Annotated in this window: 15 protein-coding genes and 1 pseudogene; 8 read left to right on the top strand and 8 right to left on the bottom strand. The window is 62.9% G+C overall.

Annotated elements, in window-relative coordinates:
- Positions 1–86: 86 nt before the first annotated feature.
- Together AC1D1L_RS15660 and AC1D1L_RS15655 are read right to left on the bottom strand one after the other, a co-directional pair.
- Positions 87–1,640 (bottom strand): trimethylamine methyltransferase family protein, encoded by a 1,554-nt coding sequence (locus AC1D1L_RS15660; RefSeq protein WP_477342480.1) that lies wholly within the window; start codon positions 1,638–1,640, stop codon positions 87–89.
- 12 nt (positions 1,641–1,652) lie between these two features.
- Positions 1,653–1,976, bottom strand: a pseudogene (locus AC1D1L_RS15655) (glycine cleavage T C-terminal barrel domain-containing protein); the annotation flags it as partial.
- Between the two features lie 214 nt (positions 1,977–2,190).
- On the opposite strand from AC1D1L_RS15655, the gene AC1D1L_RS15650 reads away from it, so the two are divergent.
- The 4 genes from AC1D1L_RS15650 (at position 2,191) to AC1D1L_RS15635 (ending at position 7,146) form a co-directional block, all read left to right on the top strand.
- Positions 2,191–4,350 carry a transglycosylase domain-containing protein gene (locus AC1D1L_RS15650; RefSeq protein ID WP_477342479.1) on the top strand — a complete coding sequence of 720 codons (2,160 nt, stop codon included), beginning with the start codon at positions 2,191–2,193 and terminating at the stop codon, positions 4,348–4,350.
- Between the two features lie 267 nt (positions 4,351–4,617).
- The gene (locus AC1D1L_RS15645; RefSeq protein ID WP_112564152.1) at positions 4,618–5,202 is read left to right on the top strand and encodes a DUF1214 domain-containing protein; all 585 of its coding nucleotides are present in this window, start codon (positions 4,618–4,620) and stop codon (positions 5,200–5,202) included.
- Positions 5,195–5,743: a DUF1254 domain-containing protein gene (locus AC1D1L_RS15640; protein ID WP_352584857.1), complete on the top strand. Its 549-nt coding sequence runs from the start codon at positions 5,195–5,197 to the stop codon at positions 5,741–5,743. The genes AC1D1L_RS15645 and AC1D1L_RS15640 overlap by 8 nt, the downstream gene beginning before the upstream one ends.
- Before the next feature lie 404 nt (positions 5,744–6,147).
- The gene (locus tag AC1D1L_RS15635) at positions 6,148–7,146 is read left to right on the top strand and encodes a hypothetical protein (protein WP_477342478.1); all 999 of its coding nucleotides are present in this window, start codon (positions 6,148–6,150) and stop codon (positions 7,144–7,146) included.
- On the opposite strand, the gene AC1D1L_RS15630 is transcribed toward AC1D1L_RS15635, so the two are convergent.
- From AC1D1L_RS15630 to AC1D1L_RS15615, 4 genes are all read right to left on the bottom strand, one after another.
- Entirely contained in the window at positions 7,133–7,480 is a 348-nt protein-coding gene (locus tag AC1D1L_RS15630) for a DUF1491 family protein (protein WP_477342477.1), read from the bottom strand. The two genes, AC1D1L_RS15635 and AC1D1L_RS15630, sit on opposite strands and share 14 nt — an antisense overlap.
- Positions 7,481–7,548: 68 nt before the next feature.
- The gene (locus AC1D1L_RS15625; RefSeq protein WP_477342476.1) at positions 7,549–8,337 is read right to left on the bottom strand and encodes a peptidoglycan-binding domain-containing protein; all 789 of its coding nucleotides are present in this window, start codon (positions 8,335–8,337) and stop codon (positions 7,549–7,551) included.
- Positions 8,312–10,054 (bottom strand): PAS domain-containing sensor histidine kinase, encoded by a 1,743-nt coding sequence (locus AC1D1L_RS15620; protein WP_477342566.1) that lies wholly within the window; start codon positions 10,052–10,054, stop codon positions 8,312–8,314. Before AC1D1L_RS15620 ends, AC1D1L_RS15625 begins: the two co-directional genes overlap by 26 nt.
- Positions 10,055–10,118: 64 nt before the next feature.
- Positions 10,119–10,346, bottom strand: a complete 228-nt coding sequence (locus tag AC1D1L_RS15615; RefSeq protein WP_477342475.1) for a hypothetical protein — start codon at positions 10,344–10,346, stop codon at positions 10,119–10,121.
- A 245-nt stretch (positions 10,347–10,591) separates the two neighbouring features.
- Between AC1D1L_RS15615 and AC1D1L_RS15610 the strand changes: the two genes are divergently transcribed.
- Together AC1D1L_RS15610 and AC1D1L_RS15605 are read left to right on the top strand one after the other, a co-directional pair.
- Positions 10,592–10,966, top strand: a complete 375-nt coding sequence (locus AC1D1L_RS15610) for a DUF5330 domain-containing protein (protein WP_142866640.1) — start codon at positions 10,592–10,594, stop codon at positions 10,964–10,966.
- A gap of 115 nt (positions 10,967–11,081) precedes the next feature.
- Complete coding sequence (locus AC1D1L_RS15605) at positions 11,082–11,510, top strand: SufE family protein (protein ID WP_477302932.1); 429 nt, start codon at positions 11,082–11,084, stop codon at positions 11,508–11,510.
- 59 nt (positions 11,511–11,569) lie between these two features.
- Here the strand turns inward: AC1D1L_RS15605 and AC1D1L_RS15600 are convergent, their stop codons facing one another.
- On the bottom strand, positions 11,570–11,995 hold the full coding sequence (locus AC1D1L_RS15600; protein WP_023673680.1) for a Ros/MucR family transcriptional regulator: 426 nt from the start codon (positions 11,993–11,995) through the stop codon (positions 11,570–11,572).
- A gap of 414 nt (positions 11,996–12,409) precedes the next feature.
- Positions 12,410–12,781, bottom strand: a complete 372-nt coding sequence (locus AC1D1L_RS15595) for an SH3 domain-containing protein (protein ID WP_477342474.1) — start codon at positions 12,779–12,781, stop codon at positions 12,410–12,412.
- A gap of 127 nt (positions 12,782–12,908) precedes the next feature.
- Here AC1D1L_RS15595 and AC1D1L_RS15590 point away from each other — a divergent pair, with 127 nt between their 5' ends.
- Together AC1D1L_RS15590 and AC1D1L_RS15585 are read left to right on the top strand one after the other, a co-directional pair.
- Positions 12,909–15,029, top strand: coding sequence for a S9 family peptidase (locus AC1D1L_RS15590; RefSeq protein WP_477342473.1), 2,121 nt, complete (start codon positions 12,909–12,911; stop codon positions 15,027–15,029).
- The gene (locus tag AC1D1L_RS15585) at positions 15,026–15,652 is read left to right on the top strand and encodes a LysE family translocator (protein ID WP_477342472.1); all 627 of its coding nucleotides are present in this window, start codon (positions 15,026–15,028) and stop codon (positions 15,650–15,652) included. Before AC1D1L_RS15590 ends, AC1D1L_RS15585 begins: the two co-directional genes overlap by 4 nt.
- The last annotated feature ends 120 nt before the right edge of the window (positions 15,653–15,772 follow it).

The raw sequence follows: 15,772 nt of genomic DNA, 5'->3' as shown, positions 1-15,772 counted from the left end.
GCCGCGTGCATATAGCGTGAAAAACAGGACCGCCCGGTCAATATCCCGGCGGCCGCAACAGACCATCATTGGCGGTTGCGCTCCCTTCACGAAACCGGTGCTGCCCCGCCCTGTTCGGTGCGCCGCGTTATGAATTCATCGAGAATACCTGATGTAGCAGCCGCCGAAGCCGGTGGCTGGAAGTCGGCAAGCACCCGCTTCCAGATGCCGGTGGCGCGTTCGGTGGCCGACTTCGAACCGGACTGCGTCCAGTTGCCGAAACTCGACCAGTCGGCAACCAGCGGCTCGTAGAAGGCGGTGCGGTAGCGCGCCATGGTGTGGCCGGCGGAGAAGAAATGTCCGCCCGGCTGGACTTCGGCGATGGCCTCGAAACCGATCGCGTCGTCGTCACCAGGAGTTGCCGCGCAAAGCTCGGCAATCGACTGCACTGCCTCGATGTCGGTGATCAGTTTCTCGAAAGAGACACTCAGGCCACCCTCTAGCCAGCCCGCGGCGTGGATGCAGACGGTGGCGCCGGCAAGCACCGAACCCCAAAGGGCGAATTGCGACTCATGAGCTGCCTGCGCATCGGAAATGTTGGCGGCACTGCCGGCACCCGAACGCCAGGGAAGGCCGATGAAGCGCGCCAGTTGGCCGGCCCCAAGTGTCGCCTTGACGTGTTCGGGCGTGCCGAATGCCGGCGCGCCCGACTTCATGTCGACATTGGAGGAGAAGGAACCGTAAAGCACGGGTGCGCCCGGGCGCACGATCTGCGCCAGTGCCAGACCGGCGAGCGCCTCGGCATGCTGCAGCGTCAGCGCGCCGGCGACCGTGATCGGCGCCATGGCCCCGGCGAGGCAGAACGGCGTGATGACCAGGACCTGCCCGGCGCGGGCGAAGTCGATGATGCCTTGCGCCATCGGAATGTCGAGCTGGCGCGGTGAATTGGTGTTGATGATGGTGTAGCAATGGGCGCCAGCGCGGAATTCATCCTCTGACAGCCCGCGCGCCAGCCGGATCATCTCAAACCCATCCTCGACCTGCGGCGTTCCACGAGCGAAGACAAAGGGGAACTTGTCGGACAGCGTCAACTGCGCGCGGTTGACGGCATAGTGGCGTAAACGGTTGTCGACATCCTGCGGCTCGATGCAGGGGCAAAGCATATGCAGTACGTCGAAATGCTGGATGAGCTTGGTCAATTCCTCGAAGGCGGCGAGCGTGCCCGGCCGGCGGCCGCGTTCGAGATCGGTGACGTTAGGTGCGCCAGCGCCGGCGAGGAAGGTCATGGAGCCGAGTTCGAGCGTGAGGTCTCGGCTGCGATCGCCGGCCAGCGCCGGGATCGACTTTGGCGCCGAGGCCAGTGCGGCCGCGACGATGTCTCGACCGATGCGCACCATCTGGCTGTCCTCATCGACCAGCGCACCGGCTTTCGCGTAAATCGCGCGCGCCTCGGGCAGCAGCACCTTGATGCCGAGCTCTTCTAGTACGCGCAGCGCCGTGTCGTGGATGGCGACGACGCGATCGTCCGAAAACACCGGCTGCGGCAGGAAGGGGTTTTTAAGCGAACGATAATTCGGGTGGCGGCTCGACCCGCTGCCGGCCTCACCGGTGTGTCCGCGCCGGCGGTCGCGCCTGGTCTCCCTTATGACATCATCGACCATGGCCACCACTCCTCATTGCCTCATTGCCTTGCCGTCAGGGTCGTAGGGTGAAGCCGCGATCACACGTGCAGGCCGCTCGACGCCGACAATGTGCACCGAAAGGTCGGTTCCCTCCCCGGCGAAATCGTCGTCGACCAACGCCAGCGCGACGCTTTTGCCAATCGTGTAACCATAGCCACCGGAGGTGACGAAGCCGACGCGCCGACCCTTGTGCCAGACCGGCTCGAAACCGCCGGCGTCGGCATCGACGGCGTCGACTTCCAGCGTCACGATCCGTCGTGTGACGCCGGCATCACGCTCCTTCAGCGCCATCTCGCCGCCTATCTGCGCGCCTTCACCGGCCAGGAGCCGAGCGATGCGGATGTAGCGCATTTTATGCACTTCATCGCTGCGCGCTGATAGAATAGCGGTTGGCGGTCAACAAACCGTGCGGTGTGGCCTTGCTGCCCTTGTGAGCCGGGCTGAAATGGACGAATAGTCTTCGCCGGGTACCCCCGCCCTGAAATTGCCCGCTTGCGGTCTTCAGGTCGTGGTGGGGTGAGTTTCGGGAATGGCCAGTCCTTTAGAACGACGTCCAAGAAGAAGAGGTCCAATCGCCGCCGCATTGCTGGCGGTGGATGCGTGGATCGATTCCTCACTCTACGAAATCCGCTTCAAGGCCGGCCAGTTCTGGGAATCGGCAACCATTTTTTCGCGGCGCTTCCGCGTCACCGGCTGGCGGCGCGGCATAATCGAGGTGCTGAGCGAAGGTTTCACCATGGGCGCCGGCGGCTTCGTGGTGCTCCTGGCGCTGGCCATGCCGGCCTTCCAGATCACCACGGGCGACTGGCGCAGCCAGGGCGATTTCGCCGTCACCTTCCTCGACCGCTACGGCAACGAGATCGGCCAGCGCGGCATCATCCAGCGCGATTCGGTGCCGGTCGACGAGATGCCGGACCATGTCATCAAGGCGGTGCTCGCGACCGAGGACCGGCGTTTCTTCGAGCATTACGGCATCGACGTGCTCGGCCTGTCGCGCGCCATCTTCGAGAATGTGCGGGCCAATTCCGTCGTCCAGGGTGGCTCCAGCATCACCCAGCAGCTGGCCAAGAACCTGTTCCTGTCGAATGAGCGGACCTTGCAGCGCAAGATCAAGGAAGCTTTCCTTTCGCTGTGGCTGGAGGCCAATCTGTCGAAGAAGGAGATCCTGCAGCTCTATCTCGACCGCGCCTATATGGGCGGCGGCACGTTCGGCATCGAGGCGGCGGCGGATTTCTATTTTGGCAAGAGCGTCAAGGATCTGAACCTCGCCGAGGCGGCGATGCTGGCCGGCCTGTTCAAGGCGCCGACCAAATACGCCCCGCACATCAACCTGCCGGCTGCCCGCGCCCGCGCCAATGTGGTGCTGTCCAACCTCGTTGATTCCGGCTTCATGACAGAAGGCCAGGTGTTGCAGGCACGGCTGCACCCAGCCGAGATCGTCGACCGCGGCGAGCAGAAGAGCCCGGATTATTTCCTCGACTGGGCCTTCGACGAGGTCAAGAAGATCGCCAAGCCCGGCCAGCATTCGCTGGTCGCGCACACCACATTCGACGCCAACATCCAGAAGGCGGCGGAAGAATCCGTCGAATTCCACCTCCGCCAGTTCGGCAAGGAATACAACGTCACCGAAGGCGCCGTTGTAGTGATCGAGACCAATGGCGCGGTGCGCGCCATTGTTGGCGGCCGCGACTATGGCGCCAGCCAGTTCAACCGCGCCACCAAAGCGCTGCGCCAGACGGGTTCATCCTTCAAACCCTACGTTTACGCCACCGCGATGGAGCATGGCTTCACCCCGGACTCCGTCGTCTCGGGCGGGCCGATCAGTTGGGGCGGCTGGTCGCCGCACAATTACAATGGCGGCTCGGCCGGCAATGTGACGCTGATCACGGCGATCGCCAAGTCGATCAACACCGTGCCGGTGCGGCTGGCCAAGGACTATCTCGGCATCGGTCCGATCAAGGCGATGGCGGAATCATTCGGCGTGGAATCGCCGCTGGAATCGCACAAGACCATGGTGCTCGGCACATCGGGCATGACGGTGATGGACCAGGCGACGGGCTACAGCGTGTTCGCGCAGGACGGCTTCGCCGGCTCCCGCCACGGCATTACCCAGCTCGTCACCCGCACCGGCGATGTCGTCTACGACTTCGCCAAGGATGCGCCTGCGCCGCATCGGGTTTTGTCGGAACAGGCGTTGAAATACATGAACACCATGCTGGCTGCGGTGCCGGCGATCGGTACGGCGCGGCGCGCGCAGCTGCCCAACATCGTCGTTGCCGGCAAGACTGGAACGACGCAATCCTACCGCGACGCCTGGTTCGTCGGCTTCACCGGCAACTACACGGCCGCTGTCTGGCTCGGCAATGACGACTTCACCCCGACCCGCAACATGACCGGCGGTACGCTGCCGGCGATGGTTTGGCAGCGGCTTATGCTCTACGCGCACCAGAACATCGACCTGAAGCCGATCCCCGGCCTCGACAAACCCTTTGTCGACGAAGAAATCGCGGCCAAGGCCGAGGAGGCGGAGAAGAAAAATGCCGATGAGGCGGCCGCGGATGCCGCCGCCGAGCGCCCGCCTGTGCTGTCCAGCCGCACGACGCAGACACTGCGCGAGATGACCAAGGTGTTCCAGACAGCACCCGTGCTCAGCGCACCATCGGCGCCGGAGACCCTCTCGGCGCTCTGACCAACGCGGCTTTTCCTTCTCCCCTTGTGGGAGAAGGTGGATCGGCGCGCAGCGCCGAGACGGTTGAGGGGTGGGTGACGGAGAGCCGTCGCCGCCAAGCTGGAGCACCCCTCATCCGACCTCGCTTCGCGAGGCCACCTTCTCCCACAAGGGGAGAAGGGGGAGCGCCGCCCACCTACTGCCTATCTGCAATTTCGCTACTGGCTTGCCACAAACCCCTCGCCCGCGATATCCCGACCAACAACTCCTCCTTCGTCCCGGTTCTTCATGCTCAAGACCGCCTTTTTCACGCTGCTTTCGCTTGCCATTGCCATCGGCGGCGGCGGCGGCAGCGTCTGGTATGCGCTGCAGGCGCAGAGCGGTGTCGGCGCGATCAGCATCGGCCAATGGACCGCCTTCCCCGAGATCGGCACGCAAGATGCCGACCCCTATTCGAAGGCGCGCGTGGCGCGCGAGGGCGTACTGGCGCTCGGCAAGGCGGAAGGCTTGTCCTTCATCGCCGAACGCGATGCGGCCGGCGATGAGCTTCAGCGGCAATGCGACTACAGGATCGAAGGCAGTTTCCCGACCGCCCGGTTCTGGACGCTTTATGCCGCCGATCAGTCGCTCGGCGTGGTCGACACCGGCAAACCGCGCCTGGCGGCGCTGCAATCCTACCAGGTGCTGCGCCAGCCCGACAATTCGGTGATCATTGCCGTCGGCAATCGCCCGGCGCCCGGCAACTGGCTTCTGACCGAAGGCTTTGGCCGGATGTATTTTGTGCTCACCTTCTACGACACGCCGATCGCCTCAAGCACCGGCCTTTCCGACGTGACGCTGCCCCGTATCGTCAAGGCGGGCTGCAATGCGTAGGCTGCTGCACGCGATCCTGCTCGGCCTGCTCGGTGCCGGCATCGTCCACATCGTGGTGCTTTTGCTGGTGCCGGAGTTTACCGAGCGCGACGCCTGGTCGCGGCTGGCGATGGCTTCAGACCTCTACAAGATGACCAGGCTCGACGCCGAGGCCGGCGGCGCGCCGGTGGTCAAGTCGGTCGATCCGCTGTTTTACGCCGCCGCCTGCCGCTTCGACCTTGCCGAAGGCGTGGTGCGCATCAAGGCGCCGGGCAGCGTACCGTTCTGGTCGGTCTCGGTCTACGACCGCAACGGCCACAATTTCTATTCCTTCAACGACCACACAGCGACCGGCAACAAGCTCGACACCGTGGTGCTGACGCCGGCACAGATGATCGACGTGCGCCGGGAGCTTCCGGAAGACCTGCAAGGGGCGATATTCGTCGAAGCGCCGATCGAGGAAGGCATCTTCGTCATCCGCGCCTTCGTGCCTGACGACAGCTGGAAGCCGGTTGTGTCGCAGTTTCTGGACCAGAGTTCCTGCGAGCTGCAGGACTACTGATTTTCAGCCCTGATCAGGAGGCGGCTCAGTGGTGCGGAACAGGCATGTTTGGTGTGCCTGGCTTGTCCGAACCGGCCGGCCGCGCCCCGCCCGCCACCGGCGGATGCTCGTAGCGGACGCCGGGGAAAATGATCACCGCCGCCGGCGTGCCGGTGTCCTGAACTGCTCGATTGACTGGTGCCCGTCGCGGCACAAAAGACAGTACCATGCCCATGGTTCGCGTATTCCTCTCGGTTGCCCCGGAGCACAACGCAACGCCTCCAAATGTGATTAAGGCAGGCAGAGGGTTAACGGAGCGCTAACGGATCGCCGCTAATTTGATGTTTGTTCCAGGCCTCACGCGAAACCGACACAGTTGCGGTTGAGCATGGTCCGGGTCGTGTCGAGTGTCGGGCGTATCTTCCGTGTCAGTTTCGGATTTCAGGCAAATCGCTATACGGACGGAGTCGGGAAAAGCCGAAAGGCTGTTTCGCGCCGCGGTGTCGGCGTTCTGCTCGCTGACCCGCCCGTCGCGTCGCGAGATCGCCCAGCTCGAGGATTTGACGCTGCCGCTGTTCGACAGTGTGTCGGTCGAATCGCGCCGCTATGTCGCCGCCGCCCTCTCCGAATGCGAATATGCGCCGACTGCCCTGGTGCGGCGGCTTTGCGAAGAGCCGGTCGATGTCTGCGCGCCCTTGCTGGTCCGTTCCCGCGCCCTGAGCGATATCGACCTGATTGCGCTGATCGGCCGTCACGGCCTGCCGCACGCGCGCGCCATTGCCCGCCGCAAGGATTTGAACCCGACCATCGCGCAGCTGATCAAGGCGCTGGAGAAACCAACCCTGGTGCGGGTGCGGCAGCCCGAGCCTATCGCCGAAGTGGCGGGCGACAGCGCCGAATCCGCTCCCACCGCTCCCAGTCCACCCAAACTGCCCGGCAGCGCTGCCGAAAACGCCAGGCGCCGGCTACGCTCGATGATGGTCGCCGAGGGCGAGGCGACATCGGTCAATCCCTTCGTCGGCTTAGCAACCTACGGCAAGCTGCGGGAGACGGCGCTGACCGGCAACGCCGCTTTCTTCCAGACCGCGCTTGCCGACGCGCTCGACATCGACTTTTCGACGGCGCGCGCGCTGACCGAACAGTCGAGCTACCTCTCGCTGCTTGCCGCCTTGCGGGCGCTCGACCTCAGCGAGGACAGGGCGTTCCTGATCACGGTCGCGGTCTACCCCCGGGAGTTCCCGCACCCGCAGGCGATCCGTATCTTCCTCGACCGCTACCGGCTGCTGCACCACGAGGCGGCTCTCGAAAAGCTCCGCGGCTGGAAGGCCGAAACAGTGTCGCGAGCGGTGCGCGGCAACGCACCCGCCGCCGCGAACGCCGACCAGGTGCCGGATGGCGAAAAGGCCAGCCTCAAGGCATCTTGACGGCGAGAAGCTCCTCGACGGGAACCGAACCGGCCTCGATCTCGACCACCCAGATATCGGGATCGAATTTTTTCTCTCGCTCCAGCCTGGCGTCGAGCACGCTGGCGTCTTCACCAGAGCCGAGCAGCGTGAAAAACCGGTCATCCGGTTTGGCCGAATCGTAGCTCGTCTGCGGCGCCGGGCCGAACAGGGAGACCTCGCCCAGCCGGCCGCGCGACAGCACGAAGACAGTGCCGGCCTCCGTCGCGCCGCGCTTGACGACGGCCGCAAAGCCGCCGGCGCCGAACACACGGCGCAGCAGGGCCGACACCCAAAGATCAGTGGTTACGCGCATGGGAGGGTTCCGGAGGACATGCGCAGCGTCTTAACCGGATTTTCGCCGATCCGCGAGCGGTCGTCTCGTCAGTTGGTCAGCCCAATCTCGCGCATCTTGACGTAGACGACCTCGTCCGGCTCGCCGGTCTGTGGCAGGCCGAACAGCGACTGGAATTCCTTGATCGCGGCCTTGGTGCGGGCGCCGACGACGCCGTCGAGCTGCATGTCGTCATTGCCGAATGCCTTCAACCCGGCCTGGATCTTGACGATGCGGGGATCGGGCGCCTGGGCGGATGCCGGTGCTGAGACCGGAATTGGCGCGGGGGCAGCCTCCGGCGCGGCAGCGGGAGCAGCGGCCATATCCACGGGCCGTGGCGCCGGATGGGGAATACCGGCCGTCGTCTGCCTGGCGCCGAGCTGGTCGAGCAGGACGGCGTCGATCTCGCCGGATGCCGGCAGACCGACCTTCTGCTGGTAGGCCTGGATGGCCTTCTGGGTATTCGGCCCGGAAATGCCGTCCACGGTGCCGGTGTAGAAATCGAGGTCCTTGAGGATGCCTTGCACCTGCTCGACCGTCGGGTCGCTCTTGGCCGGCGCCGGGCCAGGCCGCAGTATGTTGATGGTGGTTTCGGGTTCGTCCGTGCCGGGGTGCGGAAAACCCTCGATGCTGCGAGTGGCGAAGAAGGCACCGGCATGCGGAAACGGCTGGTACCACAGCGCGTTGGCGGAAACGTAGAACAGCGTCACCAGAAAGGCTGTCGAGCCGCCGACCAGGACCGGATTGCGCGAGATCGCGCCGCCGAGCGCAATCGCGCCGGCCTCGAAAGCGCCGCTGCGGCGCTTGACCGCCTTAGGCTGTTTTGCGGAGCGAGCCATTCCTGTCCCCTTTCGCGTCGCCCTTTGTCCTGGTCGCGGGCATCGGCAGCACGCCGTTCCTGTCGGTCGCGCGCTTCTTCGGCCCGTTCACCGGCAGGCTGATCGTGACCGTGGTCCCCTCGCCCGGCATGCTCTCGATCGACATCGTGCCGTCGTGCAAGGCCGCCAGGCCCTTGACCAGCGACAGGCCGAGCCCGGTGCCCTCAAAGCGGCGCGTATAGTCGTTCTGGATCTGCATGAACGGCTTGCCGAGATTGGCGAAATCCTCTTCGGCGATACCGATGCCGGTGTCCCTGACCCAGAAATGCAGCCGCGTGCCGATCCGCTTGGCGCCGACGACGACATCGCCGCCATCTGGCGTAAACTTGATCGCATTGGAGACGAGGTTGATCAGGATCTGCTGCACGGCGCGACGGTCGGCATTGATCTCGCCGGCGTCCGGCGCAATCTGCGCCTGGAGGTCGATATTCTTGGCGTTGGCCTGCAACTTCATCATCGACCGGCACATCTCGACCGCCTCGATGAAGCGGAACGGTTCGGGCTCGGTTGCGTAGGCGCCGGCCTCGATCCTCGAGACGTCCAGGATCGAGGTGACGACGGCAAGCAGATGCTGGCCCGAATCCCTGACCAGGCCGACATATTCCTTCTGGCGCGGGTCCTTGAAGCCGCCGAACATCTCGTGCAGCAGCATATCGGAAAAACCGATGATGGCGTTGAGCGGCGTGCGAAGCTCGTGGCTGACCACGGCCAGGAAGCGGCCTTTCGCCACCTCGGCCGACGCTGCCGCCTCATTGGCGGCGGCAAGCTCGTCGCGCAGTTCGGCGATCTCGTCGTTCTCGCGCAGCAGCAGGGTGAAGGTTTCCTGCTGCTCTTCGGCCCGAACCAGTTCGAGCTGGAATGGCCGGTAATTGTCGGCCATCGGAGCATTGCCGTCCTGCGGCAGCCGTACCCGAAGATCGAGCCGCCGCGCCAGGGCGCCATCGCGCAGGTCGGCAAGCGCGCTCAGATAAGCAACGCGATCGGACAGATGGATGCGGTCAAACAGGCCGGCGCCGAAAAGCAGTTCCGGCGGCAGCTTCAGGATGGTGCGCGCCTTGGCCGAGGCATCCAGGACCTCGCCATGCCGGGCAACATGCAGGACAACGGCGTCGATCATGTCCTCGAGGCGGTCGCTTGGAAGGAGCGCGGGCGCGCGTGCCGCATCGCCAAGGGCTGCAAGCCGGGGAACCAGCGTCAGCCCCCAGGCCAGCGGCAGAAGCCAGTGCCACACCGCGACTTGCACCGCGCCGAGCGGGACGATAGTGCCGACAAAGGGCTGCAGCAGCACTGCGGCAAGGGCGGAAATGCCGCCCCAAAGTGCCGCGCGCTTTGAACCGGCGATCCACCAGGCTTCGAATGGCAGCGCCAGAGCCAGCAGCGCAACCGGCGACGCCAGGCCGCCCGCTGCCGCTATGGCGCCGGCAAGGGCAAGACCGCCGGCGGCAAGCGCGACCTGCGCGGCCAGCGCCATCTTGCCCGACGCCGCCACCAGCAAGGCGGCGAACCAGCAAAGACCGAAGGCGGCGAAGATTGTTGCGACGGTGACGGCGGCACCCATGCCCGAGGTGACCAGTGTCACCGCAGCACCCGCGGCAAAGAACGGAGCGGCAAGCATGATGCCGATGAACCGGCGCTGGCGCAGGCGGTCGTCCCGGCCGACGATGGCCGGATGGACCATGCGTTCGCAACCGGCCGCCAGCGCGCCAGGCAGTTCAAGATATCTGGCCTTTATCAAACTCAACTCAACGCACTCGCACCCGGTCGTGACTGCCCCTGCTTTGCAGGTCGTTTTTGTTTGTTTGAAACTCGCATCGAGCGTTTAAGGAATGAATAAGGCTGACCGGAACAACGACCTCCCTGCCACAAAAATTGCGGCGCAGGCGCCAGAATGCACCGTCATTTGCGGCCATAGTAAACGGAGCGTTATGTGCAAAAGGCGTGCCTGCGGCGGCAAAATCCTGCGCCGGCATGCCAGCATCTCTGGATATATCCATTCATAACAATCGCTTAGATGGTTAGTGCAAGGTGAAGAGAATCGCCGGCGTTTGAAACCAATGCTTTGCAAAATGCTTCGTTTCGAATTTGCCTAAAATTTGAGGAAAATTTTCGCTGAGCAAGCAAGCCGTCCTTTGCGCGTCATGTGTCATTGTCGCTGAGATAAAAGAGGTCATGGCGCATGGACGCATGATCCGGTCATGGACGAGAGGGCAATTCGATGGGCTTTCTGATAAGAATGGCGTTCTGGTTTTCGCTGGTGCTGCTGGCGCTGCCACTGAGCGTCGGTTCCGACGAAGAGGGCCACGAGAGCGTCGGGCCGATCCAGGCACTGTTTGCGGCGCGCGAGGCGGTCGGCGACATCGCCGGCATTTGCGAGCGCAAGCCCGATGTCTGCGAGACCGGCAAGTCGGCGATGCATACGATCACCGCCCGGGCCAAGGAAACCGCCAAGATCGCCGCCGCCATGCTAGACGACAAGGGCACCGAGCCCGAGACGTCGCCCGATACCTCACTGGCCACCGGCAGCGTCGCCGAGGACATCGTGCTGCCGGCGACCGTCAACATACCTGCCAAGCTGGTGGCGAAGAACTAACACCGTTTCCGCTGTCTCTACAGCGACACCGCAGGCCGGTCGGACCTCTCGGCGCCTGCGGGGTTTTTCTTCTTTTTCCGTGACGCCGCAGCCGCGGATGACTATATCCCAAGCAATGGCCACGACGATCCAGACGATCCGCGACGACTTTTCCCTGCTCGACGAGTGGGAAGACCGCTATCGCTATGTGATCGAGCTCGGCGAAGCGCTGCCGCCATTTCCCGACGCCGAACGCAATGCCGTGAACAAGGTGCCCGGCTGCGTCAGCCAGGTCTGGCTGACCACGAGCCGAGCGCCAGGCGCCGATCCCGCCATCACCTTCACTGGCGATTCGGACGCCCATATCGTGCGCGGCCTGGTCGCCATCATGCTGGCGTTGTTTTCGGGACGGTCCGCCAGCCAGATCCTGGAAACCGACGCCGAGGCAACGCTGAAGTCGCTCGGCCTCGACGAACATCTGTCGCCGCAGCGGGCCAATGGCCTGCGCTCGATGGTCAAGCGCATCAAGCGCGATGCCGAGATGGCACTCAAGCAGACCGCTTAATTCCGGAAACAAAAAACGGCGCCTCGAAGGCGCCGTTGATGTGTGGAATTGGGCCGGTGTTACCGCCCCTTGCGCTTGCGTCCGAGGCCCATCTTCTTCGCCAGCTGCGAACGGGCAGCGGCATAGTTGGGGGCAACCATCGGATAGCTGGCGTCGAGATTCCACTTCTCGCGGTATTCATCAGGCGTCAGACCATAGTGGGTCATCAGATGACGCTTCAGCGACTTGAACTTCTTGCCGTCTTCAAGGCAGACGATGTAGTCGTCATGGACAGAACGCTTCGGGTTTACAGCAGGCTTCTGCTTGTCGGCAGGAGGCTGTTCGCTTGCTCCGCCCACACGCCCGAGAGCAGCATGGACGTCGGCGATAAGATTCGGCAGTTCGCCGACTGGCACGGGATTGTTGCTGACGTAGGCGGCCACCACATCGGCGGTCAACTCGATCAGCGCATCGCTATTTCTGGAAGGTGTTTCGACGATATCCATGGTGTTCAGGCCCCAACGAAAGATGTTTCTGTTTGCGCCCTTTTTGAAAGATCGGGCATGGCGCGAATTTCACGCGGAAGAGCTTCATGGATTCGCGTCCGGGCATCTTAATGAGCCTACGGACCAAGTAAGTCAATTCGCATCTTGCGCTATATTCAACGATATTCATCGAATAGTCGCTCTTCAGCTTCAATCTTTCGTGCACTCTGTAACTTCGCGATATTTTCTGGTCGGACCAGGACTGGCATGACGTAGGGTCATGCATCACTAAATCAGCAAGGACTCATAAAGTGGATTGCGATGCTTAGCCTATGCTTTGTAGGCTCGAATAGCTGAATTGCTGGATTCGTACAAAATCAGAAGTTGCAAGGTGTTTACGACGCCCGCCGAAGGAAGACCTGCTTTAGACCGGATTCAATAGGGAACGAGATATTTTCCGTAGACCCAGCCAGCAACAAAACCGCCATTTTGCGCCGGGTCGTGCCAAACTTGACACCATTGGTAGCGAATTGCCTGTTTCTGCTTCCAGTGCGGCCGACCGGCGATTTCCAGAAGGTTGAGCCCTCCCGTGCACTTGCCGGTCATCTGCAGGATCGTCCCGTTGGGATAGGCGGCCTGCTTCTGGGATGCGTTGGACGGATATTTTCGAACGTTGAGCGTGTCGCCGAACGGCACGCCAGCCACTTGCCAAGCGGCGAACGCGGTTGCATGAGACTGGCCGGTGAAAGCCAGAACGGTCGAAGCGACGGCGAGAGCCGCAGCGGTGTTGACATAGAAATTCGTCATCCTCTCCTCCTGTACATCTTCCGGGCTCATCGTCCCGAGCCCGCCGCTGCCAATGCATCCCGGCCCTTGAACCCGCGCTGATCGGCGTGTTCATTTGCCATTCAAGTAACTTCTTCAGTGAGACGCAATGACCAAGACCCCTGCCTTTCCCACCGCTAGCCCGCCCAATCCTGAGAAACACCCTGTCTTCGACACGCATCACGGCATTACCCGCACCGACGATTACGCCTGGCTTAGGGCCGACAATTGGCAGGCGATGTTCAGGGACCCGTCCCTGCTCGACGGCCGCATCCGCGCCCATCTCGAAGCCGAGAACGCGTATCAGACAGTGCTGATGGGCGACACGCTGGAGCTCCAGAAGCAGCTGTTCGGCGAGATGAAAGGCCGCATCAAGGAAGACGATTCGACGGTTCCGATGAAGGATGGCCCCTATGCCTATGGCTCATCCTTCAAGCTTGGCGGCGAACAGCCACGCTATTTCCGCATGCCGCGCGATGGCGGCGATGAGCAGATCCTGCTCGACGGCGACGCGGAAGCCGAGGGCAAACCCTATTTCCGCCTCGGCGGCGTCGATCATTCGGCCGATCACCGTAAGCTTTTGTGGGCGTTCGACGACAAGGGCTCCGAATTCTTCACGCTGCGCGTGCGTGACCTCACCAGCGGCAAGGAATTGCCTGACCAGATAGGCGCCACCAGTGGTGGCGGCACCTGGAATGCTACCGATGACGGCTTCTTCTACACCAGGCTCGACGACAATCATCGTCCGTCCAAGGTGCTGTTCCACGCGCTCGGCGACAGCCCTGAGAATGACCGGCTGATCTATGAGGAAACCGATCCCGGCTTCTTCATGGATGTCGGCGGCACGCGCTCCAATGAATGGATCATGATCGGCATCAACGATCACGAAACCTCGGAATATCGCCTGATGCGCGCCGATGAGCCCGTCGCCGAGCCCAAGCTGGTGGCGGCGCGCGAGACTGGCCTGCAATATGATCTGGAAGAAGGCGGTGACATCTTCTTCATCCTCACCAATGCCGACGGTGCCAAGGACTTCAAGATCATGACGGCGCCGGCTGATGACCCGGTGCGCGCGAACTGGCAAGAGCTGGTGGCACATGAGCCGGGCCGGCTGATCCTGTCAGTGGTTGGCTTCAAGGACCATATGGTCAGACTCGAGCGCAAGGAGGGCCTGCCGCGCATCGTCGTGCGCGACCGCCGCAACGGCGAGGAACACCTGATCTCGTTCGACGAAGAGGCGTTCTCGCTCGGCCTTTCGGGATCCTATGAATACGGCACCGAGATCATGCGCTTCACCTATTCGTCGATGACGACGCCGGCGCAGGTCTTCGACTACAATATGCGCAGCCGCGAGCGCGTGCTCCTGAAGACCCAGGAAGTGCCCTCCGGCCATGATCCGGAGCACTATGTCACGCGCCGGCTGATGGCGCCCGCCGCCGATGGCGAACTTGTGCCGATCTCGCTCCTGCATCACCGCGACACGCCGCTCGATGGCTCGGCACCATGCCTGCTCTACGGTTACGGCTCTTACGGTATCGCCATTCCGGCCGCCTTCAACACCAACTGGTTCTCGCTGGTCGACCGGGGCTTTGTCTTTGCCATCGCCCATGTCCGCGGCGGCAAGGACAAGGGCTATGGCTGGTATGACGACGGCAAGCGGGCGCACAAGATAAACACGTTCACCGATTTCATCGTTGTCGCGCAGCACCTCGTCGCCGAGCGCTACACACAACACGACCGCATCGTCGCGCAAGGCGGCTCGGCCGGTGGCATGCTGATGGGCGCAATCGCCAACATGGCGCCGCACGATTTCGGCGCCATCGTTGCCGAGGTTCCTTTTGTCGATGTGATGACCACCATGCTCGATGCAAGCTTGCCGCTGACGCCGCCGGAATGGCCGGAATGGGGCAATCCGATCGCATCAGCGGAGGACTATCGGATCATCGCCGCCTATTCGCCCTATGACAATGTCGCTGATCACGACTACCCGCCCATCCTGGCGCTGGCCGGCCTCACCGATCCGCGCGTCACCTATTGGGAACCGGCCAAGTGGGTGGCGCGGCTGCGCGAGCGCAAGAGCGGGACCAATCCGGTGCTGTTCAAGATCAACATGGATTCCGGCCATGCCGGCGCGTCGGGCCGGTTTTCCAGGCTGGAGGAGATCGCCTATACCTATTCCTTTGCGCTGAAGGTGATGGGCAAGGCCGAGATTGCAAAGGAGGCGTCATGATCGATCTATCCACCTTGACGGCCTACGTGGCGGTTGTGCTTGGCTTTGTGTTCATTCCAGGCCCAGCCACACTTTTGACGGTGGCGCGAGCGACGAGTTCCGGGACCCGGGTTGGCATCGCGACGGGCGCCGGCGTCGCGGCTGGCGATGTGTTCCATACCGTCATGGCGATGGTCGGCATTTCGGCGATCATCGCCACGTCGGCAACGCTGTTCAGCATCGTTAAATACATTGGCGCGGCGTATCTGGTTTACCTCGGCATTCGCGCGATCATCGAGAGAACACCGGCCAACCCTACTGCCGGAGCGGTTGCGATCTCCGCCGGCAAGGCGTTTCGACAGGCTGTCTTGACCGAAGTGCTCAATCCAAAGACCGCGCTTTTCTTCCTCGCCTTCCTGCCCCAGTTCGTGCGGCCTGAAAACGGATCGGTAATGCTCCAGCTGATGACGTTGGGCATAATCTTTGTTCTGCTCGGCCTTTTCAGCACAGTCGTCTTTGCCGTAAGCGCGGGCCGGCTCGGCACGTTCCTGCGCCGCAATCCATCAGTGGTGAAATGGCAAGGCAAGGTGGTCGGCGGTATCTACTGCGCGTTGGGCGTTCGTCTGGCCTTGCAGCAGCGCTGATATCGGAGCGAAAGGCGCGCCCCGTCGAGGCGTGCCGATCATCACTTTTTGAATTCCGCGCTGCTCATTTTCACTCGCAATTGTAATGGCTGCGCGCTACCCAATGCGCGCCACCTTCAA

It is taken from the genome of Mesorhizobium sp. P2_D6 (genome assembly GCF_056404315.1).
The sequence above is the reverse complement of the archived record's forward strand: the minus strand, read 5'-3'. Positions and strand labels throughout refer to the sequence as shown.